21 protein-coding genes are annotated in these 24,992 nt (G+C 75.1%); 10 read left to right on the plus strand and 11 right to left on the minus strand.

Annotation, left to right across the window (positions count from 1 at the left end; genetic code table 11):
• Nucleotides 1-22: 22 nt before the first annotated feature.
• Both E1O70_RS09100 and E1O70_RS09105 read right to left on the minus strand, forming a co-directional pair.
• Nucleotides 23-1,609 (minus strand): hypothetical protein, encoded by a 1,587-nt coding sequence (locus E1O70_RS09100; RefSeq protein ID WP_061267626.1) that lies wholly within the window; start codon nt 1,607-1,609, stop codon nt 23-25.
• The gene (locus E1O70_RS09105; RefSeq protein ID WP_081895765.1) at nt 1,591-2,469 is read right to left on the minus strand and encodes an ABC transporter ATP-binding protein; all 879 of its coding nucleotides are present in this window, start codon (nt 2,467-2,469) and stop codon (nt 1,591-1,593) included. Before E1O70_RS09105 ends, E1O70_RS09100 begins: the two co-directional genes overlap by 19 nt.
• Nucleotides 2,470-2,589: 120 nt before the next feature.
• Here E1O70_RS09105 and E1O70_RS09110 point away from each other — a divergent pair, with 120 nt between their 5' ends.
• Nucleotides 2,590-4,098 (plus strand): DNA recombination protein RmuC, encoded by a 1,509-nt coding sequence (locus E1O70_RS09110; protein WP_082774423.1) that lies wholly within the window; start codon nt 2,590-2,592, stop codon nt 4,096-4,098.
• 45 nt (nt 4,099-4,143) lie between these two features.
• Here E1O70_RS09110 and E1O70_RS09115 read toward each other — a convergent pair whose 3' ends face one another.
• Nucleotides 4,144-5,172 (minus strand): 4-hydroxy-3-methylbut-2-enyl diphosphate reductase, encoded by a 1,029-nt coding sequence (locus E1O70_RS09115; protein ID WP_061267687.1) that lies wholly within the window; start codon nt 5,170-5,172, stop codon nt 4,144-4,146.
• Between the two features lie 248 nt (nt 5,173-5,420).
• Between E1O70_RS09115 and E1O70_RS09120 the strand changes: the two genes are divergently transcribed.
• From E1O70_RS09120 to E1O70_RS09135, 4 genes are all read left to right on the plus strand, one after another.
• Nucleotides 5,421-6,827, plus strand: coding sequence for a polysaccharide deacetylase family protein (locus E1O70_RS09120; RefSeq protein ID WP_128957536.1), 1,407 nt, complete (start codon nt 5,421-5,423; stop codon nt 6,825-6,827).
• 82 nt (nt 6,828-6,909) lie between these two features.
• Complete coding sequence (gene xseA, locus E1O70_RS09125; RefSeq protein WP_082774422.1) at nt 6,910-8,238, plus strand: exodeoxyribonuclease VII large subunit; 1,329 nt, start codon at nt 6,910-6,912, stop codon at nt 8,236-8,238.
• A gap of 57 nt (nt 8,239-8,295) precedes the next feature.
• A complete protein-coding gene (locus tag E1O70_RS09130) occupies nt 8,296-8,589 on the plus strand; it encodes an exodeoxyribonuclease VII small subunit (protein ID WP_061267623.1) in 294 nt (97 codons plus the stop codon).
• Nucleotides 8,586-9,545 (plus strand): carbohydrate kinase family protein, encoded by a 960-nt coding sequence (locus E1O70_RS09135; RefSeq protein WP_061267622.1) that lies wholly within the window; start codon nt 8,586-8,588, stop codon nt 9,543-9,545. Before E1O70_RS09130 ends, E1O70_RS09135 begins: the two co-directional genes overlap by 4 nt.
• Before the next feature lie 156 nt (nt 9,546-9,701).
• Here E1O70_RS09135 and E1O70_RS09140 read toward each other — a convergent pair whose 3' ends face one another.
• The 4 genes from E1O70_RS09140 to E1O70_RS09155 form a co-directional block, all read right to left on the minus strand.
• A complete protein-coding gene (locus E1O70_RS09140) occupies nt 9,702-10,955 on the minus strand; it encodes an ABC transporter ATP-binding protein (protein WP_021482413.1) in 1,254 nt (417 codons plus the stop codon).
• A gap of 91 nt (nt 10,956-11,046) precedes the next feature.
• Complete coding sequence (locus tag E1O70_RS09145) at nt 11,047-11,898, minus strand: carbohydrate ABC transporter permease (RefSeq protein WP_061267621.1); 852 nt, start codon at nt 11,896-11,898, stop codon at nt 11,047-11,049.
• Complete coding sequence (locus E1O70_RS09150; RefSeq protein ID WP_082774421.1) at nt 11,898-12,944, minus strand: carbohydrate ABC transporter permease; 1,047 nt, start codon at nt 12,942-12,944, stop codon at nt 11,898-11,900. Before E1O70_RS09150 ends, E1O70_RS09145 begins: the two co-directional genes overlap by 1 nt.
• Nucleotides 12,941-14,233 carry a sugar ABC transporter substrate-binding protein gene (locus E1O70_RS09155; protein ID WP_043659768.1) on the minus strand — a complete coding sequence of 431 codons (1,293 nt, stop codon included), beginning with the start codon at nt 14,231-14,233 and terminating at the stop codon, nt 12,941-12,943. Before E1O70_RS09155 ends, E1O70_RS09150 begins: the two co-directional genes overlap by 4 nt.
• A gap of 129 nt (nt 14,234-14,362) precedes the next feature.
• Here E1O70_RS09155 and E1O70_RS09160 point away from each other — a divergent pair, with 129 nt between their 5' ends.
• Nucleotides 14,363-15,040 carry a carbonic anhydrase gene (locus E1O70_RS09160; protein ID WP_061267620.1) on the plus strand — a complete coding sequence of 226 codons (678 nt, stop codon included), beginning with the start codon at nt 14,363-14,365 and terminating at the stop codon, nt 15,038-15,040.
• A gap of 145 nt (nt 15,041-15,185) precedes the next feature.
• A complete protein-coding gene (locus E1O70_RS09165) occupies nt 15,186-16,631 on the plus strand; it encodes a class II fumarate hydratase (RefSeq protein ID WP_061267619.1) in 1,446 nt (481 codons plus the stop codon).
• 89 nt (nt 16,632-16,720) lie between these two features.
• On the opposite strand, the gene E1O70_RS09170 is transcribed toward E1O70_RS09165, so the two are convergent.
• Nucleotides 16,721-17,209, minus strand: coding sequence for a MarR family winged helix-turn-helix transcriptional regulator (locus E1O70_RS09170; RefSeq protein ID WP_061267618.1), 489 nt, complete (start codon nt 17,207-17,209; stop codon nt 16,721-16,723).
• Nucleotides 17,210-17,284: 75 nt separating this feature from the next.
• Between E1O70_RS09170 and E1O70_RS09180 the strand changes: the two genes are divergently transcribed.
• Nucleotides 17,285-18,628: an FUSC family protein gene (locus tag E1O70_RS09180; RefSeq protein ID WP_167496862.1), complete on the plus strand. Its 1,344-nt coding sequence runs from the start codon at nt 17,285-17,287 to the stop codon at nt 18,626-18,628.
• Nucleotides 18,629-18,687: 59 nt separating this feature from the next.
• Here E1O70_RS09180 and E1O70_RS09185 read toward each other — a convergent pair whose 3' ends face one another.
• From E1O70_RS09185 to E1O70_RS09195, 3 genes are all read right to left on the minus strand, one after another.
• Nucleotides 18,688-20,064, minus strand: a complete 1,377-nt coding sequence (locus E1O70_RS09185; protein ID WP_061266974.1) for a PhoH family protein — start codon at nt 20,062-20,064, stop codon at nt 18,688-18,690.
• A gap of 342 nt (nt 20,065-20,406) precedes the next feature.
• Nucleotides 20,407-22,047, minus strand: a complete 1,641-nt coding sequence (locus E1O70_RS09190) for a DHA2 family efflux MFS transporter permease subunit (RefSeq protein WP_082774265.1) — start codon at nt 22,045-22,047, stop codon at nt 20,407-20,409.
• Nucleotides 22,044-22,664, minus strand: coding sequence for a PadR family transcriptional regulator (locus E1O70_RS09195; RefSeq protein ID WP_061266973.1), 621 nt, complete (start codon nt 22,662-22,664; stop codon nt 22,044-22,046). Before E1O70_RS09195 ends, E1O70_RS09190 begins: the two co-directional genes overlap by 4 nt.
• Before the next feature lie 209 nt (nt 22,665-22,873).
• Between E1O70_RS09195 and E1O70_RS09200 the strand changes: the two genes are divergently transcribed.
• Together E1O70_RS09200 and E1O70_RS09205 are read left to right on the plus strand one after the other, a co-directional pair.
• The gene (locus tag E1O70_RS09200) at nt 22,874-24,328 is read left to right on the plus strand and encodes an amidase (protein ID WP_061266972.1); all 1,455 of its coding nucleotides are present in this window, start codon (nt 22,874-22,876) and stop codon (nt 24,326-24,328) included.
• Entirely contained in the window at nt 24,295-24,879 is a 585-nt protein-coding gene (locus E1O70_RS09205) for a DUF1697 domain-containing protein (protein WP_061266971.1), read from the plus strand. The genes E1O70_RS09200 and E1O70_RS09205 overlap by 34 nt, the downstream gene beginning before the upstream one ends.
• The last annotated feature ends 113 nt before the right edge of the window (nt 24,880-24,992 follow it).

A 24,992-nucleotide genomic window follows, 5' to 3' on the forward strand; every position in this document is an offset into this window, starting at 1 on the left:
GCGCGCGGTCCCGGCCCCCGCGTCAGGCGTACGACAGCACGCGCTGGAGCAGCTCGGGCGCCCGGCGGTCGTACGTGCGGGCACCCCACCGCACGCCGAGCACGAGCACCACGGCACCCACGACCACGCCGACTGCGAGGGTGACCCACCCGAGGACGGGCCGGTCGGCGACGATCGCGATGACACCCGGGACGAGGAACGGGAGCGACAGCGCCAGGACGAGGAGCATCGCGACCGTCTGGGCGGCGAGGGTGGCCATCGCGGCGCCCTGCGGCTGCTTGAACGGGCTGTCGCCCGGCTTGGGCACCGGGTAGAGCAGGCGCGCCGACGTCGCGCTCGAGATGCCCGTCGAGGTGAGCAGCGTGCCCGCGGTGAGGCCGAGCAGCGCGGGCAGCGCGTCCCAGCGCCCGGCCACCGCGACGGAGACCAGCGCGAACAGGAGGGTCACGGCCCCGCCGGCGACGAGCACGGGGAGCGCCCGGCCCCAGCGGTCCGCCCGGCCCGGGACGCCCGACGACACGTGGAGCGCGAACGCGGTGTGGTCGTAGGCGATGTCCGCCGAGATGGAGAAGCCGAGGATCCACGCCGTGAAGGGCGCGAGCGCGAGGAAGATCTCCGAGCCGGTGCCGCCGCCGACGACGAGCAGCACGACGGGGATGAGCGGCACGACCGCGATCGACCCGGAGTAGCGCGGGTCGCGCAGCCAGTAGGTTGCGGTGCGCGCGGCGACGGCGCCCGTGGGCGTCGCCGGGAAGCGCGAGAAGAAGCCGAGGCCCTTGGCGCGGCCGCCCCCGCCGGAGGTGGGCGGCGTGACGAGGGCGCGCGCGAGCGCCTTGTCCCACACGACCCACGCGACCGCGAGGGTCGCCAGCGCGACGACGAGCCGCGCGAGCGCGAGGCCCCACGCGCCGTCGTGCACCGCGGCGCCGAGCCCCCACGGCGCGCCGAACGGCGTCCAGGCCGCGACGTCGGCGAGGCGCGTCACCATGCCGCGCACCGCGTCGCCGTCGACCGGGCCCCCGCCCAGCTGGGACCCCAGCCACGCGAACGCGGGCCCGATGAGGACGAGCGGCACGAACGCGGCGATCGTCACGACCTCGCGGTAGCGCCGCGACTCGAGCAGGGGCGCCAGCGCGGTCGTCGTCGCGCGCGAGCCGACGACGCACAGCGCGACCGCGACCACGGCTCCCACGAGCGCGGCGAGGACCGCGAGGGGCGTGCGCCACCACGCGAACGACGCGCCGAGCGCCGCCAGGGCCGTGACGATGCCCGGGATCGAGACGACGCCCGCGACGGCGAGGCCGGCGAGCAGCCGACGCTGCGGGATGCCGAACAGCACGAAGCGCTGCGGGTCGAGGGTCGCGTCCACGCCGAACGCGAAGAGCGGGATCACCCACCACCCGAGGACGGCGAGCGCCCCGGCGAGGATCGTGATCGAGCCCGCGAGCGCGGCGTCCTCGGTGCCGAGGAAGACCATCCCGACGACGAGCATCCCGACGACGAACAGCCCGTAGAGGACACCCACGACGAAGCCGATCGTCTGCCACACGCTCCGGCGGAACGCGTTCCCCATGAGCGTGAGCTTGAGCCTTACGAACTGCGCAACCACGCGAGGCCCTCCGTGCTCTGCCGACCGCCCACGAGCTCGACGAACCGGTCCTCGAGGCTCTGGTCGCCGCGCACCGCGTCCACGGTGCCGGCCGCGAGGACGTGCCCGCCCGCGACCACCGCCACGTGGTCGCACATGCGCTGGACGAGGTCCATGACGTGCGACGACACCACGACCGTCCCGCCGCTGGCGACGTAGCCGGCGAGGATGTCGCGGATGTTGGCCGCGGAGACCGGGTCGACGGCCTCGAACGGCTCGTCGAGCACGAGCGTGCGCGGCGCGTGGATGAGCGCGGTCGCGAGCGCGATCTTCTTCGTCATGCCCGCGGAGTAGTCGACGACGAACGTGTTGGCGTCCTTCGCGAGGTCGAGGGCCGCGAGCAGCTCCGTGGTGCGCTCCGCCACCGTGTCGCGGTCCATGCCGCGCAGCAGGCCCGCGTACGTCACGAGCTGGGCGCCGGTGAGGCGGTCGAAGAGGCGGACGCCGTCGGGCAGGACGCCGAGCTGGCGCTTGCCCGCGACCGGGTCGGCCCACAGGTCCGTCCCGTGGACGTGCGCGGAGCCGGCGTCGGGCCGCAGGAGGCCCGTCGCCATGGAGAGCGTCGTCGTCTTGCCGGCGCCGTTGGGGCCCACGAGCCCGTAGAACGAGCCCGCCGGCACGTCGAGGTCGATGCCGGCGACCGCGATCTTCTCCCCGAAGCGCTTCCACAGGGCGCGCAGGGACAGCGCGGCGGTGGGGTCCGGGGGCGCGGGCTGTCCCGGCGGAGCCGTGGGCCGGGGGTCGGGCGCGACGCCCGGCACGCTGCCGGGGACGGGCGCGCCGGCGGGCGCGACAGGTGGGGCGGGGTGGGGATCGACCATGGCGCCAAGGTAGCCGAGCCCTCGGCCGCGGGGCGGTGCCTTTTGTCACGACCTGCGCGACGGCGCCCGCCCCGCGCGCCGACCGACGGTGCTGTCGGTGCCCCGTGGGAGGGTGCGGCCATGGACTCCTCGGGATGGTTGCTCTTCGCCGTCGGACTCGTGCTGGGGCTGGTGGCCGGCGCCGCGCTCGTGCTCGCGGTGCGGCGTGCCTCGCCCGACGCCGCGGGCGCGGAGGTCCGCCGTCTCACCCAGCTCCTGGGCCAGGCGCAGCAGGACGCGGCGCGCGGCGCGGGCCTCGCCGAACGGCTCGAGGCGGAGCGCGAGGGCTTCGCGCGCCAGCTCGGCGCGGCCCAGCGCAGCGCGGACGAGCGGCTCGACCTCGCCCGGGCCACCCACGAGCAGCAGCTCGCGGAGCTGCGGGCCGCGGCCGAGCGCCGCGTCGCGGAGATCCAGGGCGACCACCGGCGGCTCGAGGCCCAGTTCGAGGCGCTCTCGCGCAAGGTGCTCGCCGCGGGCACGGAGCAGTTCCTCGTGCAGGCGGAGGAGCGCATGCGGCGCAGCCAGGAGCAGGGGGCGGCCGAGCTCGCGCGCCGCGAAGAAGCCGTGCGCCACCTGGTCGAGCCGCTCGCCGGGGCGCTGGAGAAGGTGCGCGCGGAGGTCGCCGAGGCCGAGCGGGCCCGCCTCGCCGCGCACGGGAGCCTCGCGGAGCAGGTGCGCGGGGTGCGCGACGCCTCCGAGCTGCTGCGCGCCGAGACGTCGCAGCTCGTGACGGCCCTGCGCTCGTCGCAGGTGCGGGGCGCGTGGGGCGAGCTCCAGCTCCGGCGCGTCGTCGAGGCGGCGGGCATGCTCCCCCACGTCGACTTCGTCGAGCAGGACCAGGTCGCGACCGACGACGGCGCGCTGCGCCCGGACATGGTCGTCCGGCTCGCGGGCGGCAAGCAGGTCGTGGTCGACGCGAAGGTCGCGTTCCTCGGCTACCTCGACGCGCAGGGCGCCACCGACCCGGCCGTGCGCGCGGACCGGCTGGCCGCCCACGCCCGCCACATGCGCAAGCACGTGGACGACCTCGGCGCCAAGCGCTACTGGGACCAGTTCGGCCCGGCACCGGAGTTCGTCGTCATGTTCGTCCCGGCGGAGTCGTTCCTCTCGGCCGCCGTCGAGCAGGACCCGTCGCTCCTCGAGCACGCGGTGTCGAAGAACGTCGTCATCGCGACGCCCATGACGATGGTCGCGATGCTGCGGACGATCGCGTACGCGTGGCGGCAGGACGCCCTGGCCACGAACGCGCAGCAGGTCCTCACGCTCGGCAAGGAGCTCCACGGGCGGCTCGCGGTCATGGGGTCGCACCTCGCGAAGCTCGGGCGCCAGCTCCAGAGCGCCGCGGACTCCTACAACCGGACGGTCGGCTCGCTCGAGACGCGCGTGCTCGTCAGCGCGCGCCGGTTCGCGGACCTGCACGTCGTCGACGACGAGCTGACGACGCCCCCGACGGTGAACCCGCAGCTCAGCGCGGTGAGCGCACCCGAGCTGCTCGCGTCCGTCAACGAGTCCGTGGTCGCGATCGACGAGCGCCCGGACGACCGCGACGAGCCCCGGCGGGAGCCGTCGGCCGGCGGGGCGAGCGCCTGACCGCTCCCCCGGGGCCGACGGCCGCGGAGGGCTCCGGCGCGGGCGTCAGACGGGCTGGACGGAGAGCGAGGTGCGGCCGCCGCGGGTGGGGCGCCCGCCGTCGGCCGTCGAGCCCTTGAGGTCGGCGCGCAGCTCGCGCGGCAGCGAGAACATGAGGTCCTCCGTCGCCGTGCGGACCTCCTCGACCGCGCCGAACCCGCGCTCCGCGAGGTAGGCGAGCACGTCGTCCACGAGGATCTCCGGCACGGACGCACCCGAGGTCACGCCCACGGTCGTCGCGCCGTCGAGCCAGGCCGGGTCGATCTCCTTCGCGTGGTCGACGCGGTACGACGCCCCGGCCCCCGCCTGGAGCGCGACCTCGACGAGGCGCACGGAGTTGGACGAGTTCGCCGAGCCGACGACGATGACCACGTCCGCGTCGGGAGCGAGCTTCTTCACCGCGACCTGGCGGTTCTGCGTCGCGTAGCAGATGTCGTCGCTCGGCGGGTCCTGGAGGGTCGGGAACTTCTCCCGCAGCCTGCGGACCGTCTCCATCGTCTCGTCGACGGAGAGCGTCGTCTGGGAGATCCACACGACCTTGTCCGGGTCGCGGACCACGACGTCGTCCACGTGGTCGGGCGAGTCGACGACCTGCACGTGGTCGGGGGCCTCCCCCGCGGTGCCCTCGACCTCCTCGTGGCCCGTGTGGCCGATGAGCAGGATGTCGTAGTCGTCCTTCGCGAAGCGCACGGCCTCCTTGTGCACCTTCGTCACGAGCGGGCACGTGGCGTCGATCGTGTCGAGGTTGCGCGCGGCCGCGGCCGCCTTCACGGCGGGTGACACGCCGTGGGCGGAGAACACGACGCGCGCGCCCTCGGGCACCTCGTCGGTCTCGTCGACGAAGATCGCGCCGCGCTCGCTGAGCGTCTCGACGACGAACTTGTTGTGCACGATCTCCTTGCGCACGTAGACCGGCGCGCCGTAGTGCTCGAGCGCCTTCTCGACCGCGACGACGGCGCGGTCGACGCCCGCGCAGTAGCCGCGCGGTGCCGCCAGCAGGACGCGCTTGCGGGTCCCGTCGACGGCAGGGGTCACGACGGGGCGGTCGGTCGGGGACGCGGACGAGCCGGCGGGGAGGACGCTCACGCTCCCGAGTCTAGGCGAGCGGCGGTCGCCCGACCCCGGTGAGCCCGCTCACCCACGGCCCGGCCCCGACGTCGTCACGTCCCGCGCGCGAGGAGCACACAGACCCTCCGCAGGCGCGGCGTGCGGCACGCGTGTCGCACCCGTCCGCCGGGCGCGCCGGGTCGACGTCCGTCCCGCCGCCCCCCAAGATCGAGGGCATGAGCGACGACCCGGGCGGCACGACGTCACCCGTGCCCGACGCGCCCCGGCGGCGCCGCCGCGTGTGGTGGTGGCTCGTCCCGCTGCTGCTCGTCGTCGTCGCGGCGGCGGTCGTGGTCGTCGGGACGCTGGAGCACCGCGCGTGGGTCGCCGCGGTCGAGCGCTACGACGCCGAGGTCGCGCGCGTGACGCAGGACGCGACGGACGGGCGCGCGCGGGCCGAGGCGGCGTACCTCACGCGGCTCGTCCCGACGACCGCGGCGGAGGTCGCGGGCGCGGCGCTGCTCGCCGCGAGCGAGGGCCAGGTGGACGACCCGGCGGTCCGCGAGCCCCTGGCCGCGACGCTCCAGGAGGCCACCGCGCTCCGCACGACCCCGGTGACCTACCCGGAGGAGGACCGCACCGTGGACGCCCTGTCCCGCCCGAACCCGCTGCGCCCGAGCGCGCGCCCCGCCGTCCACGTCGAGGTCGTGACGGGCTCCGAGCCCACGGCGGACGCCCTGGACGAGGCCGCCACCGCCGTCGTCGAGGCGGCGGAGCCCGTCGCGACCGCGCAGCGGCAGTGGGCGTACGACGGTCTGGAGGCGGCGGCGACCGAGGGCCGGCCCGTCCTCACGGAGTCGGCAGGCCTCGTCTCGGACGAGGGCACGCGGACGACGCTGGACGGGCTGCTGGCGCAGGCGACGACGACGCTCGACGCGGGCCCGGGCGGCGCCCCGGTCGCCGAGACCGTGGCGCTGCGCGACGCGGTCCTCGCGGCGACGGAGGCCGTCTGGTCGGACCGGCTGGCGCTCCAGCTCGCCCAGCGGCGCGACCAGGCGCGAGCGACGGGCGTGGACTGCGCGGTCGAGCGGTGCGTGGCGCTCACGTTCGACGACGGGCCCGGGCCCGACACCGAGCGGCTCCTGCAGGTGCTCGCGGAGAAGCACGTCTCGGCCACGTTCTTCCTCGTCGGGAGCAACGTGGAGAAGCGGCCCGACGTCGTGCGCGACACGGCGGCCGCCGGCCACCTGCTCGCGAACCACACCTGGGACCACCCGCAGCTCACGACGCTCGACGACGACGCCGTCCGTGACGAGCTCGCGCGCACCCAGGCCGCGATCGAGAGCGCCGCGGGGGTCACCCCGACGCTCCTGCGGCCCCCGTACGGGGACGTCGACGACCGCGTGCGGTCGGTCGCGCTCCGCTCCGGGCTCCAGGTGGTGCTCTGGAACCTCGACACGCTCGACTGGAAGACGCGCGACGCCGCGGAGACGCGTCGCCGCGCGGTGGAGGGCGCGCGACCGGGCAGCGTGGTGCTCATGCACGACATCCACGCCTCGACCGTCGACGCCGTGCCCGGGATCGTCGACGACCTGCGCGCGCAGGGCTACCGGCTCGTCACCGTCGACCTGCTCGCGCCCTGAGCGCGCGGCCGGCGCGCTGGTCGGGGCGCTCGGTCCCGCGGCGCGTTGGGTGGGCGTGGGTGGGGTGCGGCAGGCTGGTCCCGTGACCGCATCCCTCCCGCTGCCCGACGACGCCCCGCGTCCGGGTGCCGCGCCCGCCGGTCCGGCGGCCCGCGGCCCCCTGCCGGCGCGCGCGCTCGAGACGAGCGCGGAGCACCCGTGGCCGGTCCGGCTCCTGTCGCGCAAGATCGAGCAGTACGTCGAGCGGATGGCGCCGGTCTGGGTCGAGGGCCAGGTGGTCCAGCTCAACCGGCGCCCGGGCACGTCGACGGCGTTCCTCACGCTGCGCGACACGGACCTCGACATGTCGCTCCCGGTGTCGGCCGCGTCCCGCGTGCTCCAGGGCACGCCGGTGGAGGAGGGCGCGCACGTCGTCGTGCACGCGAAGCCGGTGTTCTGGACGCGGCGCGGCACGCTCCAGCTCCAGGCGCGCGAGATCCGTCCCGTCGGCGTGGGCGAGCTGCTCGCGCGGATCGAGCACCTCAAGCGCGTGCTCGCGGCGGAGGGCCTGTTCGACGCCGACCGCAAGCGGCCGCTGCCGTTCCTCCCGGCCGTCGTCGGGCTGGTGTGCGGGCGCGAGTCCAAGGCGGAGCACGACGTCGTGGTCAACGCGCGCGCCCGCTGGCCCCAGGTCCGGTTCGAGATCCGCGAGGTGGCCGTCCAGGGCGCGCACGCGGTGCAGCAGGTGGGCGACGCGATCCGCGCGCTCGACGCCGACCCGGAGGTGGAGGTCATCGTCGTCGCGCGCGGCGGGGGCGCCGTCGAGGACCTCCTGCCCTTCTCGAACGAGGCGCTCGTGCGGGTCGCGGCGGCGTGCCGCACGCCGCTCGTGAGCGCGATCGGCCACGAGACCGACTGCCCGCTGCTCGACCTGGTCGCGGACTACCGCGCCTCGACCCCGACGGCGGCGGCCAAGCGCGTGGTGCCCGACGTGACGGAGGAGCGCGCCCGCGTCGCGCAGAGCCGTCAGCGCCTGCGCAGCGCGATCGCGGGGCGCGTGTCCCGCGAGCAGGCGGGGCTCGACGCGCTGCGGTCCCGGCCCGTGCTCGCCGACCCCGGGCGGATGCTCACCGACCGGCAGGAGCGGGTCGGCGGCCTGCGGGACCGCGCACGCCGGGCGCTCGACGCGCGGCTCGTGCGCGCGGCGGGCGAGGTCGGCCGGCTCGAGGCCCAGGTGCGCGCCCTGTCCCCGGCCTCGACGCTCGAGCGGGGGTACGCCGTCGTGCAGCGGGCCGACGGGCACGTGGTCCGCTCCCCCGACGACGTCGCGACGGGCGACGCGGTGCGCGTGCGTCTCGCGCGCGGCGCGCTGGACGCGGCGGTCACCGGCACGCACGACGACGGACCCGCCCCCGGCCGGGAGGCGTCGTGAGGCGCCCGCGCCGGTTCTCGACCGCCCGCCGGACGACCGTCGGGCCACGACGCACAGATGGGGTTGAATACTGCCGTGACTTCCTTTGACAACGCTGTCACGTCCGACGTGTCGACGCTCTCGTACGAGCAGGCGCGCGACGAGCTCGTGCAGGTCGTCGCCCGGCTGGAGGCCGGGGGCGAGCCGCTCGAGGACTCGCTCGCGCTCTGGGAGCGTGGCGAGGCGCTCGCCGCGCGCTGCCAGGAATGGCTCGACGGCGCGCGCGCCCGCCTCGACGCGGCACGCTCGCAGGACGACGCGACGGCACGCGGCACGACCGACCTCGACGATCCGACCGGAGACGACGCATGAGCACGAGCACGGACCCCGCCCAGCCCGCCGCCGCGCCCGCCGGGCACGTCCTCGTCGTCGGCGAGGCGCTCGTCGACGTCGTGCACCGCGCGGACGGCAGCGTCGCCGAGCACCCCGGGGGCAGCCTCGCGAACGTCGCGCTCACGCTCGGCCGGCTCGGGCGGGACGCCCGGCTCGCCACGTGGCTCGGGCACGACGCGCACGGCGAGGCGGTGCGGGCGTGGCTCGACGACTCGGCCGTGACCCTCACGCCCGGCAGCACCGACGCCCCCACGACGAGCGTCGCCACCGCGCACCTCGACGCGAACGGAGCGGCCACGTACGAGTTCGACCTGGAGTGGCGCGTCCCCGCGGGCACGGCTCCCGACGCCGGCACGCTCGCCGTGCACACGGGCTCCATCGCCGCCGTGCTCGAGCCCGGCGCGTCCGACGTCCGCGCGCTCGTCGCCGCGGCGCGCGACACCGCGACGATCACCTACGACCCCAACGCCCGGCCCGCCCTCATGGGCGACCCCGCCGACGCGCGCACCCGCATCGAGGCGCTCGTCGCGCTCGCCGACGTGGTCAAGGTGAGCGACGAGGACGTGGCGTGGCTCGCGCCGGGCGCGGACCCGGTCGCCGTCGCGCGCGAGTGGCTCGCCCTGGGGCCGGCGCTCGTCGTCGTGACGTTCGGCGGCGAGGGCGCGGTCGCCGTCACCGCGGCCGGCGAGCAGCGCGTCACGGCCCCGCGCGTCGAGGTCGTCGACACCGTCGGCGCGGGCGACTCGTTCATGGGCGCGCTCCTCGACGGGCTGTGGGAGGCCGGCCTGCTCGGCGCGGACCGGCGCGAGGCGCTGCGCGCGATCGACGCCACCGTGCTCGGCGACGTGCTGCGCCGCTGCGTCGCGGTCGCCGCCGTCACCGTCTCGCGCGCCGGGGCCAACCCGCCGCGACGCGCGGAGCTCGCCCCCGCCTGAGCCCGGTCACCGCTCCGAGGCCGTGCCCGCGAGCCCGCCCACGAGCGCGGCCACGAGGCTGGCACGAGCGCGGCCACGAGGCTGGGCACGAGCGCGGCCACGAGGCTGGGCACGCCTCGGCCGCCCGGGCACGAGCCCGGGCGGCCGAGACCTGCGTCAGACCTGCGCGTCCTGCTTCTGCGCCCGCTCCAGGGAGCGCTTGCGGTCCTCGACGTTCTCCTGCTCGATGCGCTCGGCCTCCGCGGTGTCGCGCGTGAGGTTCTCGCTCGTCTCCGGGTCGAAGATCATCATCTTCGTCGGGTCGAACCACAGGTCCGTCACGTCGCCGTCCCGCGCGCGCGACGCCGAGTCGAGCGCCACGACGAACTGCGTGCGCACGCCCTCGCCGTCGAGCTCGCGGTCCAGCTCGTCGAGCTGCCCCTTCACGGACTCGTGCATCTCGAACGGGACGTAGGCGTAGAGCTCCGCGCCGAGCCACTCGGTGACGTCAATCTGCGCCTCGAACGTGTGGCCCCGGTCCTTCTTCGCCGGGTCGACGAGCCGCGCGTCCTCGAAGTGCTCGGGCCGCAGGCCGACGATCACCAGGCCGCGGTCGCCGACGGCCGTCGCGATGCTCTCCGGCATGTCGAACTCGCCGAACGGCAGCGTGATCTTCCCGCCCGAGACCTCGCCGGGCAGGAAGTTCATGGGCGGCGTGCCGATGAAGCCCGCGACGAACAGGTTGACCGGCTGCTCGTAGAGGCCGCGCGGGCTCGCGACCTGCTGGAGCACGCCGCGGCGCAGGACGGCGACGCGGTCGCCGAGCGTCATGGCCTCGGTCTGGTCGTGGGTGACGTAGACGGTCGTCGTGCCGAGCCGGCGCTGCAGGCGCGCGATCTCGGTGCGGGTCTGCCCGCGCAGCTTGGCGTCGAGGTTCGACAGCGGCTCGTCGAAGAGGAACGCCTTCGCGTCGCGCACGATCGCCCGGCCCATCGCGACGCGCTGCCGCTGACCGCCCGAGAGGTTCGCCGGCTTGCGGTCGAGGTGCTCGCGCAGGTCGAGCATGTCGGCCGCGCGCTCGACCTTCTCCCGGATCTCCTCCTCGCTGTGCTTGCCCTTCGCGAGGCGCAGCGGGAACGCGATGTTCTCCGCGACCGTGAGGTGCGGGTAGAGCGCGTAGTTCTGGAACACCATCGCGAGGTCGCGCTCGCGCGGCGCCTTCTCGTTGACGCGCACGCCGTCGATCTCGAGCTCGCCCGCCGTGATGTCCTCGAGCCCGACGATCATGCGCAGGACCGTCGACTTCCCCGAGCCGGACGGCCCGACGAGGATGACGAACTCGCCGTCCGCGATGTCGAGGTTGACGTTGTCCACGGCGAGGAAGCCGTCGCCGTAGCGCTTGACGATGTCCTTGAGGGTGATCGACGCCATCAGCTCTCTCCTCGGGTTCGGCGTGCGGCACGGTGCCCGGCGGACCGGGAGGGCGTGCGGTGGTGGGCGGGGCGGTCCGGGGACGCGGTGCTCATCCCTTCACCGCCCCCTGGGTCAGGCCCGAGACGATCTGGCGCTGGAACAGCACGACGAGGATGACCACGGGGATGGTCACGACGACCGCGGCCGCGGAGATCGCGCCCGTCGGCTCCTCGAAGTACGACGCCCCGGTGAAGAACGCGAGCGCCGCCGGGACCGGTCGGGCCGCGCTCGTCGACGTGAGCGAGATGCCGTAGACGAAGTCGTTCCACGCGATGAAGAACGCGATGAGCGCGGTGGTGAACACGCCCGGCGCGGCGAGCGGGACGATCGCCTTGCGGAACGCCTGCCACGGCGTCGCGCCGTCGACCTGCGCGGCCTGCTCGAGCTCCCACGGGATCTGGCGGAAGAACGCCGCGAGCGTCCAGATGGAGATCGGCAGGGTGAGCGACAGGTACGGGATGATCAGGCCGAGCCAGGTGTCGTAGAGGCCGATGTTGCGCCAGAGGTTGAACAGCGGCGTGACGATCGACACGACGGGGAAGATCGACACGCCGAGCGCCGTGGTGAGGATGAGGCGCTTGCCCGGGAAGTTCAGGCGCGCGATCGCGTAGGCGCACAGCGTGGCGAGCACGACGGCGATGACCGTCGCGATGAGCGAGATGCCGATCGAGTTGCGCAGCGCGGACAGGAACAGCTCCTGCGCGGACCCGCCGGACGCGAGGATCTGCTCGTAGTTGGTGGTGCTCCACTGCGGCGGCAGGAACGTCCCGGAGTTGATGTCGCTGGGCCCCTTGAAGCTCGTCATGAAGATCGAGAGCACGGGGAACAGCGCCCCGACGAGCACGACGACCGTGATGACCGCCCACCAGATCTTGGCCTTGGTGCTGAGGACGCTGCCCATCACTTCTCCCCCCTCGCGCCGGCGAGATCCACCTTGAAGAGCTTGATCGCGATGAAGCAGATGAGCACGACGCACAGGAACAGCAGCACGGAGATCGCGGAGCCCATGCCGATCTGGAGCTGGCCGATCGACGTGCGGTAGGCCAGCAGCGACAGCACCTCGGTGCCGTTGGCGCCGTTCGTCATGATGAAGACGTTGTCGAAGATGCGGAACGCGTCGAGCGCGCGGAACAGGACGGCCACCATGATCGCGGCCTTCATGTTCGGCACGATGACGCGGGTGAACCGCTGCCACGCGGTCGCGCCGTCGACCTTCGCGGCCTCCTCCAGGTCGCCCGGCACCTGCGCGAGGCCGGCGAGGAGCAGGAGCGAGATGAACGGTGTCGTCTTCCAGACCTCGGACGCGATGATGACGAACAGGCTCGTGCCCTGCTGCGCGAACCAGTTGAGGTCGGGACCGACGCCCGGCACCCAGTCGAACCAGTGGTTGACGTACCCGGACGTGATGTCGAACGCGTAGAACCACGCGAACGCCGAGACGACCGTGATGATGCCGTAGGGCACGAGGATCGCGGTGCGCAGGAGCCCGCGCAGGCGCTTGATCGCGCGGTGCATGACGAGCGCGAGGGCGAAGCCGAGGATCAGCTCGATGACGACCGTGACGACCGTGATGAAGAGCGTGACGCCGAGGTCCCGCCACCACACGGAGTCCGTGAGGATCACGACGTAGTTGTTGAGCCCGACGAACGACCGGTCGTCCGGCGCGGTGAGCTTGTAGTTGAAGAGCGAGTCGTAGACGGCCTGGAGGATCGGGTACAGCGTCACGGCGAGCATGACGACGAACGCCGGTCCGGCGAGGTACCAGCCGAGGCGGGCCTCGGCCCGCGAGCGGTCGCTGCGCGCGGCCTTGGCGGCGGCGTCCGGCGCGCCGCGCGACCCCGACCGGGGAGCGGCCCCGCCGCGCGGCGGGGCGTCCTCGGTCGCGGTCGACGGCGTGGTGGCGTGCCGGCCGCGGGGTGCGGGCTCGGTCGGGGGTCCGGCGTTCACAGGAGTCGCTCCCCTCGCAGGACGGCGGTGATGAACTCGGTGGACTCCTGCGGCGTCGTGTCGGGGTCGACCGACGCGGGCGGGTACCACGTCTGCTGGAGGCCCGTGGAGACCTCGTTGTAGAACGGCGTCTGGGGCCGCGGCGCCGCCTGGTCGAGCGAGTCGCGGATGACGTCGTACATGGGGAACGCCTTCTGGACGTCCGGGTCGTCGTAGGCCTTGATGCTCGCGGCCGGGTTGCCGTTGGTGACGAAGTACTCGGCCTGGTTCTCGGGGCTCACGATGCACTGGGCCGCCTCGTAGGCGAGGTCGGTGTGCTTGCCGAACGCGCCGATGCCGAGCGAGATGCCGCCGTAGGGCGGACGGGCGTCCTCGCCCTCCGTCGTGCGCGGGTACAGCGCCCAGCCGATGTCGTCGAGGAGCGCCTGGTCGAGCGACCCGGCCTCGACGGCGCTCTGGGTGGACGACCAGACGAACGGCCAGTTCACCATGAACGACCCGCGGTCGCCCTGGAACTTGGTGAGCGACGCGGGCTCGTCCTCGCTCGGCAGGCCCGGCCCGCCGACGCCCGAGGTGCCGATGCCGCCGATGATCTCTGCGGCAGCCTTGCCCGCGTCCGTGTCCAGACCGAGCTTCACCTCGTCGGCCGGGGCCTCGGGGTTGTCGATGATGTGGCCGCCCGCGCCCTCGACGAGCGCGTTGATCCACACCGTGAGCGACTCGGCCTTGGCGCCCTGGACGGCCAGGAGCTTGTCCTGGTCCTGGGCCGCCTGCATGATCTGCTCCCACGTGACGGGCTGCGACATGTCGAGCCCGGCGGCCTCGGCCACGGACTTGCGGTACCAGAGGAGCTGCGTGTTCGCCCAGAACGGGATGGCGACCAGCTCGTCCTTCCACGTCGAGGCGTCGATCGCGCCCTGCACCACGTCCTGCGTCGTCGCCTGCGCGACGTCGTCGGGCACGGGGGCCAGGAAGTCCGCCTCGGCGAACTCGGCGATGAACACCGGGTCGAGGCTCATGATGTCGATCGACGAGTCCTTCGCCGCGAGGCGGCGGGCGAGCTGCTCGCGCTGCGACGCCGCGTCGCGCGGGAGAAGCTCGGTCGTGATGCGGTACGCGCCCCCGGCGGCCTCGGTGCAGGCCGCCGCGATGTCGGCCTGGCCCCCGTTGTCCGGGTTGATGTACCACGTGAGCTCCGGCGTCCCGTCGTCGCCCGGGCCGCACGCGGCGAGCGGCGCCACGAGCCCCGCGGCGACCAGGACGGCGAGCGCTCGGGTGCGTCGGCGCACGTCAGCTCCCCTCGGTCGCGCTTCCCCGAGTACCGGGGGTGTCACCCTCCATGGATACCGCCCCCCGGCGCGGCCCGCCATGCGAACGGGCACGCGGAGCACGCCCCGACCTGCGCGATGATGGGAGCCATGACCTCTCCCGCCCCCGCACAGCCGGTCCGTTCGCTCACCCCCGCCGAGGCGTGGGCGACGCTGCGGACCGGGAACGACCGCTTCGTCGCCGACGCCCCGCTGCACCCGTCGCAGGGCGCGGACCGACGGCGCGAGACGTCGGCCGCGCAGCACCCGCACACGGTCCTGTTCGGCTGCTCCGACTCCCGCGTCGCGGCGGAGATCATCTTCGACCAGGGCCTGGGCGACATGTTCGTCGTCCGCACGGCGGGGCACGTGGTGGACACCACGGTGCTCGGCTCGATCGAGTACGGCGTCGAGGTGCTGTCCGCGCCGCTCGTCGTGGTGCTCGGGCACGACTCGTGCGGTGCCGTGGGCGCGGCGGTCGAGACCCTGCGGACGGGCGCGCAGGCGAACGGGTTCGTCCGGGCCGTCGTCGACCGCGTCATCCCCTCCGTGGCGAAGATCACGGGCGCCGGGAACGGCACGCTGGAGAACCTCGACCCCGCCGTGCTGCGCCGCGAGCACGTGCGCAACACGGTCGACATGCTGCACTCCTACTCGGCCGGCCTCGCCGCGGCCGTCGCCGAGGACCGCTGCGCGATCGTCGGCGTCGAGTACGACTTCGCCGAGGGCCGCGCGCACCTGGTCGACGTCGTGGGCGACGTCGGCGAGCAGCCCCGCGCCGACGCCTGACCCCACGGCCCGGGCTGCGCGGCTGCCCCGGCGCGCTCGTCGCCGGGGCAGCGCCCGCCGACCCGCGCACGACCCTCCCCGCAGCCCGCGTGACCTCGCTCACGCGGGTTGCGGGGGCCGGCGCGCGGTGCGGCAGGATGGCCCCATGACTGCATCTCCCGAGGCTCCCGGCGCCGCCGCCGGGACGGCCGCACCGACGACCGAGTACCGCATCGAGCACGACACCATGGGCGAGGTGCGCGTGCCCGCGCAGGCCCTCTACCGCGCGCAGACGCAGCGCGCGGTGGAGAACTTCCCCATCTCCGGCACCCCCCTCGAGCGCGGCCACATCGAGGCGCTCGCCCGCGTGAAGAAGGCCGCGGCCCGCGCGAACGCGGAGCTCGGCGTGCTCGACGAGGACGTCGCCGCCGCCATCGTCGCCGCGGCCGACGAGGTCGCGTCGGGCGCGCACGACGCGCACTTCCCGGTGGACGTCTACCAGACGGGGTCCGGGACGTCGTCGAACATGAACACGAACGAGGTCCTCGCGACGCTCGCGACGCGCTCGCTCGGGCGCGACGTGCACCCGAACGACCACGTCAACGCGTCGCAGTCCTCGAACGACGTGTTCCCCACGTCGGTCCACGTCGCCGCGACGGCCGGGGTCGTGCGCGACCTGGTCCCCGCGCTGGGCCACCTCGCCGAGGCGCTCGAGGCGAAGTCCGCCGAGTTCGCGACGGTCGTGAAGTCGGGCCGCACGCACCTCATGGACGCCACGCCCGTGACGCTCGGCCAGGAGTTCGGCGGGTACGCCGCCGCGATCCGCTACGGCGTCGAGCGCCTGGAGTCGGCGCTCCCCCGCGCCGCCGAGGTCCCGCTCGGCGGCACCGCCGTCGGCACCGGCATCAACACGCCCGCCGGGTTCCCCCAGCGCGTCATCGCGCTGCTGGTCGAGGACACGGGCCTGCCCCTCACGGAGGCGCGCGACCACTTCGAGGCGCAGTCCTCGCGCGACGGCCTCGTCGAGCTCTCGGGCGCGCTGCGCACGATCGCCGTCTCGCTCACCAAGATCTGCAACGACCTGCGCTGGATGGGCTCGGGCCCGAACACGGGTCTCGGCGAGATCTTCATCCCGGACCTGCAGCCGGGCAGCTCGATCATGCCGGGCAAGGTCAACCCCGTCGTGCCCGAGGCCGTGCTCATGGTCGCCGCGCGCGTGGTCGGCAACGACGCGACCGTCGCGTGGGCCGGCGCGTCGGGCTCGTTCGAGCTCAACGTGCAGATCCCCGTGATCGCGCAGGGCGTCCTCGAGTCGATCCGCCTCCTCGCGAACGCGTCGCGCGTCCTCGCGGACAAGACCGTCGCGGGCATCACGGCGAACGTCGAGCGCGCCCTCGCGCTGGCCGAGTCGTCGCCGTCGATCGTCACGCCGCTCAACCGCGTCATCGGCTACGAGGCGGCGGCGAAGGTCGCGAAGCACTCCGTCAAGGAAGGCCTCACGGTCCGCCAGGCCGTGATCGACCTGGGCTTCGTCGAGCGCGGCGAGGTCACCGAGGCGCAGCTCGACGAGGCGCTCGACGTCCTGTCGATGACGCGCCCGCCGCAGGCCTGAGCGTCCGCGACCCGGGTCCACGAGGCCGGGCGGAGCGGGACGACCCGCTCCGCCCGGCCTTCGTCGTCCCCGGGTCGTGCGGGAGGACGTCAGTAGTCGACGGGGTCGAGGCGGCGCAGCACGACGGCGAGCAGGCGCGCGAGCTCGGCGCGCTCGGCCTCGTCGAGGTCGACGAGCGCCGCGCGCTCGCGGTCGAGCTGCTGCGGGAAGACCTCGTCGACGAGCGCCGTCCCGGCGTCGGTGAGCGCGACGAGGACGCCGCGCCGGTCGCGCTCCGCGACGGTGCGCTCGACGAGTCCGGCGCGCTCGAGCCGGTCGAGGCGCTTGGTGATCGACGCGCCGGGGGCGCCGGTCATCGTCGTGACCTCGCCCGCACGCAGCGGCCGCCCGGCGCGGCGCAGCGCCGCGAGCACGTCGAACTCCGCGCGCGAGACGTCGTGCCGTGCCGCGGAGCGCTCCAGCGCCGCCTCGAGCAGCGCCGCGACGCGACGCAGCCGCGCCCCGACCGCCGACGTCGCGGTGTCGAGGTCCGGCCGCTGCTCAGCCCACTCCGCGCGCACGCGGTCGACGTAGTCCACGGACCCAGGATAGGGCGGGCCTCACACTCTTTCACTGGTGAAACACCGAGGAATCACCGCTAGGCTGGTTCGTCGATGCGCCTCTCCTCCCCCGCCCGCCCGGCGCTCGCGCCCGTGCGCGCCGCCGCCCAGGACGTCCTCGACGCCGCCCACCTCCGCGACGCCCTGCGCGTGAGCCCCGCCGACGCGACGGTCGCCGCCGCGCTGCGCTGCGGCGCCGCGGTCGCGCCCGCGATCGCCGTCCCGGGCCTGCTCGGGCGCCCCGACCTCGCGGCGTTCGCGTCGCTCGGCGCGCTCACGTCGCTCTACGGGCGGTACGACCCGTACCGGCGTCGGGCCACGCTCCTCGCGACCGTCGGCACGCTCATGACCGGCACGATCGCGGCCTTCACGCTCCTCGCCGCGACGGGCACGCCCGCGCTCGTCACGACCGCCGCCGTCGCGCTCCTCGCCGCCGGGGCCACGGCCTTCTGCCTCCTCGTCCGCACGGGCCCGCCCGGCGCGACGATCGTCGTCTTCGCCGCGGGCGCGGGCCTCGCGGGCGCACCGACGCTCGCCGACATCGGGCCGCGCGCGCTCGCGGCGGCGTTCGGCGCGCTCCTCGCGGGGCTCGTGTGCACGGCCGGCGTGCTCGTCCGCCCGACGGCGCCCGCGCGCCTCGCCGTCCGCCGCGCCGCCGACGCCGTGCGCGCCGCCGAACGGCCCGGGGCCCCGCGGCACGCCGCGCATGCTGCCCGGGGCGCCGTCGCCCGGGCGCGCGACGTCCTCGCGGACGACGCGTCCTGGTGGCGGACGCGGCCCGCCGTCCCCGCGCTCGCCGCAGAGCTCGACGCCGTCGAGGAGGCGCTCGACGCGAGCGGCGCGCCGCGCGGCGACACCGGCCCGGCGGTCCGCACGACCCTGCGCGCCCAGGCACGGTCCCGGGCCGCAGGACCCTGGCGGCTCCCGACCGTGCGCGTCGGCGTCGCCGGGCTCGTCGCCGGTGCGGTCGCCGCCGTCGCCGGCCTCGGGCACGCGGCGTGGGCGACCATGGGCTCGACCGCGGTGCTCCAGGGCGAGTCGACGCGCCACGCCGTCGTACGGGCGCTGCAGCGCGGGGCCGGCACGGTCGCGGGCGCGCTCCTCGCCTGGCCGCTGCTCGCCGCGCCGCTCGGGTTCTGGGGGACGGCCGCCGTCGTCGTCGTGCTCCAGACCGTCACCGAGACGATCGTGGGGCGCCACTACGGGCTCGCGATGCTCACCATCACGCCCATGGCGCTGCTCATGACCTCGCTCGCGCACCCCGCCGACCCGTCGGCGCTCGCGCTCGACCGCGCGCTCGACACGGTCCTGGGCGCCGTCGTCGGCGTCCTCGCGGTGGTCCTCGTCCACCCGCGGACCCGCCGCCGCGCGAGCGAGACCCCCGGTCCGCCGAGGTAGAGGCCTGGCACCGCGAGGTAGAGGCCCGGTCATGACCAGGCCTCTACCTCGGCGGCGGGTCAGACCTCGATCGACTCCAGCATCTCCGTGACGAGCGCCGCCACGGGCGAGCGCTCGGAGCGCGTGAGCGTGACGTGCGCGAACAGCGGGTGGCCCTTGAGCGCCTCGATGACCGCGGCGACGCCGTCGTGCCGGCCCACGCGCAGGTTGTCGCGCTGCGCGACGTCGTGCGTGAGGACGACGCGCGACGACTGCCCGATGCGGGACAGCACCGTGAGCAGGACGTTGCGCTCGAGCGACTGCGCCTCGTCGACGATGACGAACGCGTCGTGCAGCGAGCGCCCGCGGATGTGCGTGAGCGGGAGCACCTCGAGCATCTCGCGGTCGATGACCTCGTCGAGCACCTGCGGCGAGACGAGCGCCCCGAGGGTGTCGTAGACGGCCTGCGCCCACGGGTTCATCTTCTCGGCCTCGGAGCCGGGCAGGTAGCCGAGCTCCTGGCCGCCGACGGCGTAGAGCGGCCGGAACACCATGACCTTGCGGTGCTGCCGGCGCTCCATGACGGCCTCCAGCCCGGCGCACAGCGCGAGGGCCGACTTGCCGGTCCCGGCCCGCCCGCCGAGCGAGACGATCCCCACGCTCTCGTCGAGCAGCAGGTCGATCGCGACGCGCTGCTCGGCGGAGCGCCCGTGCAGCCCGAACACCTCGCGGTCGCCGCGCACGAGCTGCACGTGCTTGTCCGCGGTGACGCGCCCGAGGGCGGACCCGCGCGGCGAGTGCACGACGAGACCCGTGTGGCAGTGCAGCGGGCCGGCCGCCTCGACGACCGCCGGGTCCAGGCTCGTGAGCTCGACCGACTCGTGCTCCCAGAGCGCCGCCGCCTCCGCGTCGGTGAACGAGATCTCGCCCATGCCGGTCCAGCCCGAGTCGACGGCGAGCTCGTGCCGGTACTCCTCGGCCCGCAGGCCCACGGCCGACGCCTTGACACGCATCGGCAGGTCCTTCGACACGACCGTGACGTCGTGACCCTCGGCCGCGAGGTTCGCCGCGACGGAGAGGATCCGGGTGTCGTTGTCCCCCAGCCGGAACCCGGCCGGCAGCACGCCCGGGTCGGTGTGGTTGAGCTCCACGCGCAGCGTCCCGCCGACGTCGCCGACGGGGATCGGGGCGTCGAGCCGGCCGTGCTTGACCCGCAGGTCGTCGAGCATGCGCAGCGCGCTGCGCGCGAAGTAGCCGAGCTCGGCGTGGTGGCGCTTCGCCTCCAGCTCGGTGATGACGACGACCGGGAGGACCACGTCGTGCTCGGCGAACCGCCCGATGGCGCGCGGGTCGCTCAGCAGGACCGACGTGTCGACGACGAACGTGCGGCGCGCGCCGTCCGGTGCGTCGTCCTGCGGTGTGGGTGAGGTACCGGGGGTGGGTGAGGAATGGACCACGAGGGCTCCCCTCCGGCGCACGCGCGCCGTTCTCTCTCTGGGCGAGGCGGGCGACCGGCCGTCGGGCCGTGGGTGCCACGGCTCAGCAGCGCCGGTGCCGGCCCTCCTGAGCGGAGCGTGAACCCCATCGGCTGGCCTCCCGGAGGACGGCGAAGGTGCCGTCCGTCTCCTCGAAACTACGCCCGTGTGATTCGGGTCACCACCCCCGACACGCCTCCGCGCGAGGTTTAACCCCCCGTTCACGCGGAGGCCGCACCCGCGGGCCGCGCGAGATCGACCTGAGCGTCCGAGACCGGTCCTCCGGGGGCCGGCGTCGTGACGGTCGGGTCGATCCCGGACAGGTCAGTGCTCGACGTGCTTCGGCGCCATCGCGATCGCGGCGACGAACCCGAGGACGAGCACCACGGCCGTGACCGCGAGCGTCTGCCCGACGGCGGTCGCGAAGCCCTGGTGGAGCGCGGTGGTCGCGGCGTCCGTGACCTGGCGCGCGACGTCGTCGGGCACGCCCGGCGGGAGGTCGAACGACCCGCCCTGGCCGCCCTGGAGCGACCCCGCGTTCGCGAACCCGTCGACGAACTGCTGGCGGAACTGCTCGGGGAGCGAGGCCGCCGCGTCCCGCGCGGCCGCGGGGAGAGTCACCGCGAGGCGCGCGGTGAGCGTCGCGACGATCGCGGCCGACCCGATCACGCCGCCCACCTGGCGCGTCGTGTTGAAGGCGCCCGCGCCCGCCCCGGCGGTGCGGTGGTCGAGGCCCGACGTCGCGAGGTTCGCGAGCGGCGAGAAGACGCACCCGGTGCCGATGCCGAACAGCGTCATGGGGAGCACGATCGTCACGACCGACACGCCCGGCCCGACGACCGCCGCGAGCCAGCCGATCGCGACCGCGAGGACGCCGAACCCCGTCGCGACGACCCACTTCGCGGGCACGCGATCGGACAGGCGGCCGGCGAGCGGCGCGACGATCCCCGACACGAGCGAGCCCGGCAGGTTCACGAGCGCGGCGTGCAGGGGCGACAGCCCGAGGATCGACTGGAGGAAGATCGTCAGCGGGAAGAAGATGCCGATCATCGCAAAAGACACGGACATGCCCGCGACGTTCGCGAGCGAGAAGTTGCGCGAGCGGAAGAGCCGCAGCGGCAGCAGCGCGTCGTCGCCGAGCCGGCGCTGCCACAGCACGAACGCGGCCAGCACGAGCAGGCCGACGCCGATCACGCCCCACACAGTGACCGGCCCGGTGATCGTGCCCCAGTCGTACGTCTGGCCCTCCTGGAGCCCGAAGACGACCGCGAAGAGCCCGACGACGGACAGCACGACGCCGACCACGTCGAACGAGCGCTTGTTCGTCGCGAGCCGCGGGAGCCGCACCAGGGCGAGCCAGAGCGCCACGACCCCGACCGGGACGTTGACGAAGAAGATCCACTCCCAGCCCCACGACTCGACGAACAGCCCGCCGAGTAGCGGGCCGGCGATCGTCGCGACGCCCGCCGTCGCGCCCCACAGCCCCATCGCGGCGCCGCGCTGCCGCGGCGGGAACACGCGCGTGATCATGGCCATCGTCTGCGGCGTCATGAGCGCCGCGCCGACGCCCTGGACCACGCGGGCGGCGATGAGCATCCCGATCGAGCCCGACAGCCCGCACCACGCGGACGCGAGCGTGAACACCGCCAGGCCGACGACGAACACCGGCTTGGGCCCGTACCTGTCGCCCAGGCGACCCGCGAGCAGGAGCAGCACCGCGTACGAGAGCAGGTAGGCGCTGTTGACCCAGCCGACCGCGACCAGCGACGCGTCGAGCTCGCGCTGGAGCGTGGGGACCGCGATGTTCACGATCGTGGTGTCCACCATGATCATGAAGAAGCCGAGGATGAGCGGCGGCAGGATGCTCCAGGCGCTGCGGCCGTGGAGGTCGACGAGGGGCACGACGCGCGAGCCGGCCTCGGCGGGTGCCGGGGCCGGGCCGGTGCCCGGGGCGGGAGTGGTCACGAGGACTCCTGAGGTGAGGTCGTGCGGGAGTGGCGGAACGCGGGCCCGGGCTCCTCGGTCCAGCTCAGCGAGCCGGACGTGACGTCCGCGACGGTCGCGTCGAGCCAGGCGATCTCGGCCCGGGTCTGGTGGAGCTCGAAGTGGGCGTCGAGCAGGTAGCGGCGGGGCAGGCCGCGCGCGACCACGTCGTCAAGGCGCTCGCGCACCCCGTCGATCGCGGCCGCGAGCGCCGCGCGACGCTCGCGGAGCAGCGCGAGGGCGTCCTCGCGCGGGAGGTCGTGCACGAGCGCGAGCCCAACCGGGAAGGCGGGGTACTCGCGCGGCGTCTCGCGGACGAGGTCGCGCGTGCGGGCGTCGTGCGCGGCGACGCCGGCCGGGGTGATGGCGTAGAGCGTCCGCTCGGGCCGGTTGCCGTCCCGGTCGACGCCCGCGCGCTCGACGAGGCCGTCCCGCTCGAGGCGGTCCACCGCGTGGTAGACGGCGCCGGGGTTGAGCCGCACGAGGCGGTCGTCGCGCCGCTTGCGCAGGCGCACGAGCATCTCGTACGGGTGCATGGGCTGCTCGAGCAGCACGGCGAGCACGAGGGTCGCCGTGGGGCTGAGGCGCGGGGAGGTCACGGTGGTCTCCGGGACGGGGTGGCGGGGGAGCAGGCCGGCGGGTGGGGAGCTCGCGCCCGGCTGGAATATTCCGCTTGGAATATACGCCTGCGCTCGGCCGGTGTCGACCGCCGAGGCCGGCACGCGCGGCGTCGCGGGAGGTCGCGCGCGCGGGGGGTCGCGGGGGGCGGGGTCGCGCGGGTGCGACGGCGCGCGTAGGTTCACGAGCCATGAGCGCCCCCGAGCTCCTCGATCTCGACGCCACCGCGCTCGCCGGTGCCCTGCGCGCCGGCGACGTCTCCCCCGTCGAGGTCCTCGACGCGACGCTCGACGCCGCCGCCGGGGTCGGTGCCGCCGTCGGCGCCTTCACCGTGCTGACCCCGGACCTGGCGCGCACGCAGGCCCTCGCCGCACAGGACGCGCTCGTGGCGGCGCGGCGCGACGGCCGGGCCGGTCCCCACGACGGCCTCCCGCCGTTCCTCGGCGTCCCCTGCCCCGTCAAGGACCTCACGATGGTCGAGGGCGTGCCGATGCGCGCGGGCTCGGCCGCGATCGACCCGTTCCCCGCCCCGTACGACGACGGCGTCGTGACGCTCCTGCGGCGCGCCGGCACGGTGATGGTCGGCAAGACCTCGACCCCGGAGCTCGGCCTCCCCTGCTACACGGAGCCCGACGTCGGCCCGACCGCCCGCACCCCGTGGGACCTCGCGCGGTCCGCGGGCGGGTCGAGCGGGGGCGCGGCCGCCGCGGTCGCGGCGCGCGTCGTCCCCGTCGCGCACGGGAGCGACGGCGGCGGCTCGCTGCGCATCCCCGCGAGCGCGTGCGGGCTCGTCGGGCTCAAGCCGTCGCGCGGGCTCGTGAGCCCGGGCCCGTACGGGGTCGACGGCGCGGGGCTCGCGACGCACGGCGTCCTCACCCGGTCAGTCCGCGACACCGCCGCGTTCCTCGACGTGCTCGCGCGCCCCTGGCCCGGCGACACCTTCACCGCGCGGCTCGGCGCCCCGCCGGACGGGCGGCGGCTCCGCGTCGGGCTGCTGCTGGAGCCCGTGATCGCCGCCGGCGCCCCCGTGCACCCGGCGTGCGCCGACGCGGCCCGCGCAGCGGCGGAGCTCCTCGTCCGGCTCGGGCACGACGTCGTCGAGATCCCGCCCCCGTTCGGGGCCGAGCGATGGGACGCGTTCGCGGCGCTGTGGTCCGTCGGGGCGCTCCAGGCGCCCGTCCCGCCGGAGCGCGAGCACCTGCTCGTGCCGCTCACGCGGTGGCTGCGCGAGCGCGGGCGCGCGGTGAGCGGGCTCGCGTACGCGACGGCGCTCGCGGGGGTGCAGCAGCTCACGCGCGAGGTCGCCGCCGCGTGGTCGGGCGTCGACGTCGTGCTCTCCCCCACGCTCGCGCAGCCGCCCGCGCTCGTCGGCAGCCAGCGCGTCGACGACGACCCGGCCGCCGACTTCGCCGCGCAGACGGCGTTCACGCCCTGGACGAGCGTCTGGAACCTCACGGGGCGGCCCGCGGTCTCCCTCCCGCTCGGCGAGGCGCGCGTCACCGACCCCGACGGGTCGTCCGCGACCGTTCCCGTCGGGGTCATGCTCGGCGCGGACCACGGGGACGACGCCCTGCTGCTGGCCCTCGCGGCGCGGCTCGAGGAGGCCGCACCGTGGTCCCGCCGTCGCCCGGGGCCGTCGTCGTGACGGCGTACGCCTGCCTGCTGTTCGCCGTGAACGTGGGCGGGCGGAAGGTCCCGTCGACCGCGCTGCGGGACCTCGCGGGCGAGCTCGGCCTCGCGCACGCCCGCACGGTCGCGAACAGCGGGAACCTCGTCGTCGGGCCGGGGTCGTCCGGCGCGTCGTCGCCCGCGGACGTCGCGGGCCTCCTGCACGACGGCGTCGCCGAGCGGTTCGGCGTCGACGCCGCCGTGGCCGTGCTCACGACCGAGCGCCTCCGGAAGATCGTGCGCGGGAACCCGCTGCCCGACGACGCCGCCGACCGCCCGGCCGGGCTGCTGGTCCACGTGGGCGAGGAGCCCGTCGACCCGGACGCCGCCGCCGCGCTCGGGCCGCGCCTGACGACCGAGCGCGCCGTCGTCGCGAACGGCGTCCTCTACGTCGCCTACCCCGACGGCGTCGGTCGGTCGAGGCTGACGGCGGCCGTCCTCGCGAAGGCGGCCGGGACCCCGGTGACGGGCCGGAACTGGAGAACGACGACGCGCCTCCTCGCGCTCGCCGAGGACACCCCGCCCTGACGCGCGCGGCGGGACGAGCGCCAGGAGACTGGACCGCGAGCCGGACACGTCGACCGCGAGGGGTGCGCAGCCCCGTAGAATCGTGGGCGGTGTGCCGGGAAGTCTGGTCGGCC

It is taken from the genome of Cellulosimicrobium funkei (genome assembly GCF_004519295.1).
Classification (GTDB): domain Bacteria; phylum Actinomycetota; class Actinomycetes; order Actinomycetales; family Cellulomonadaceae; genus Cellulosimicrobium; species Cellulosimicrobium funkei.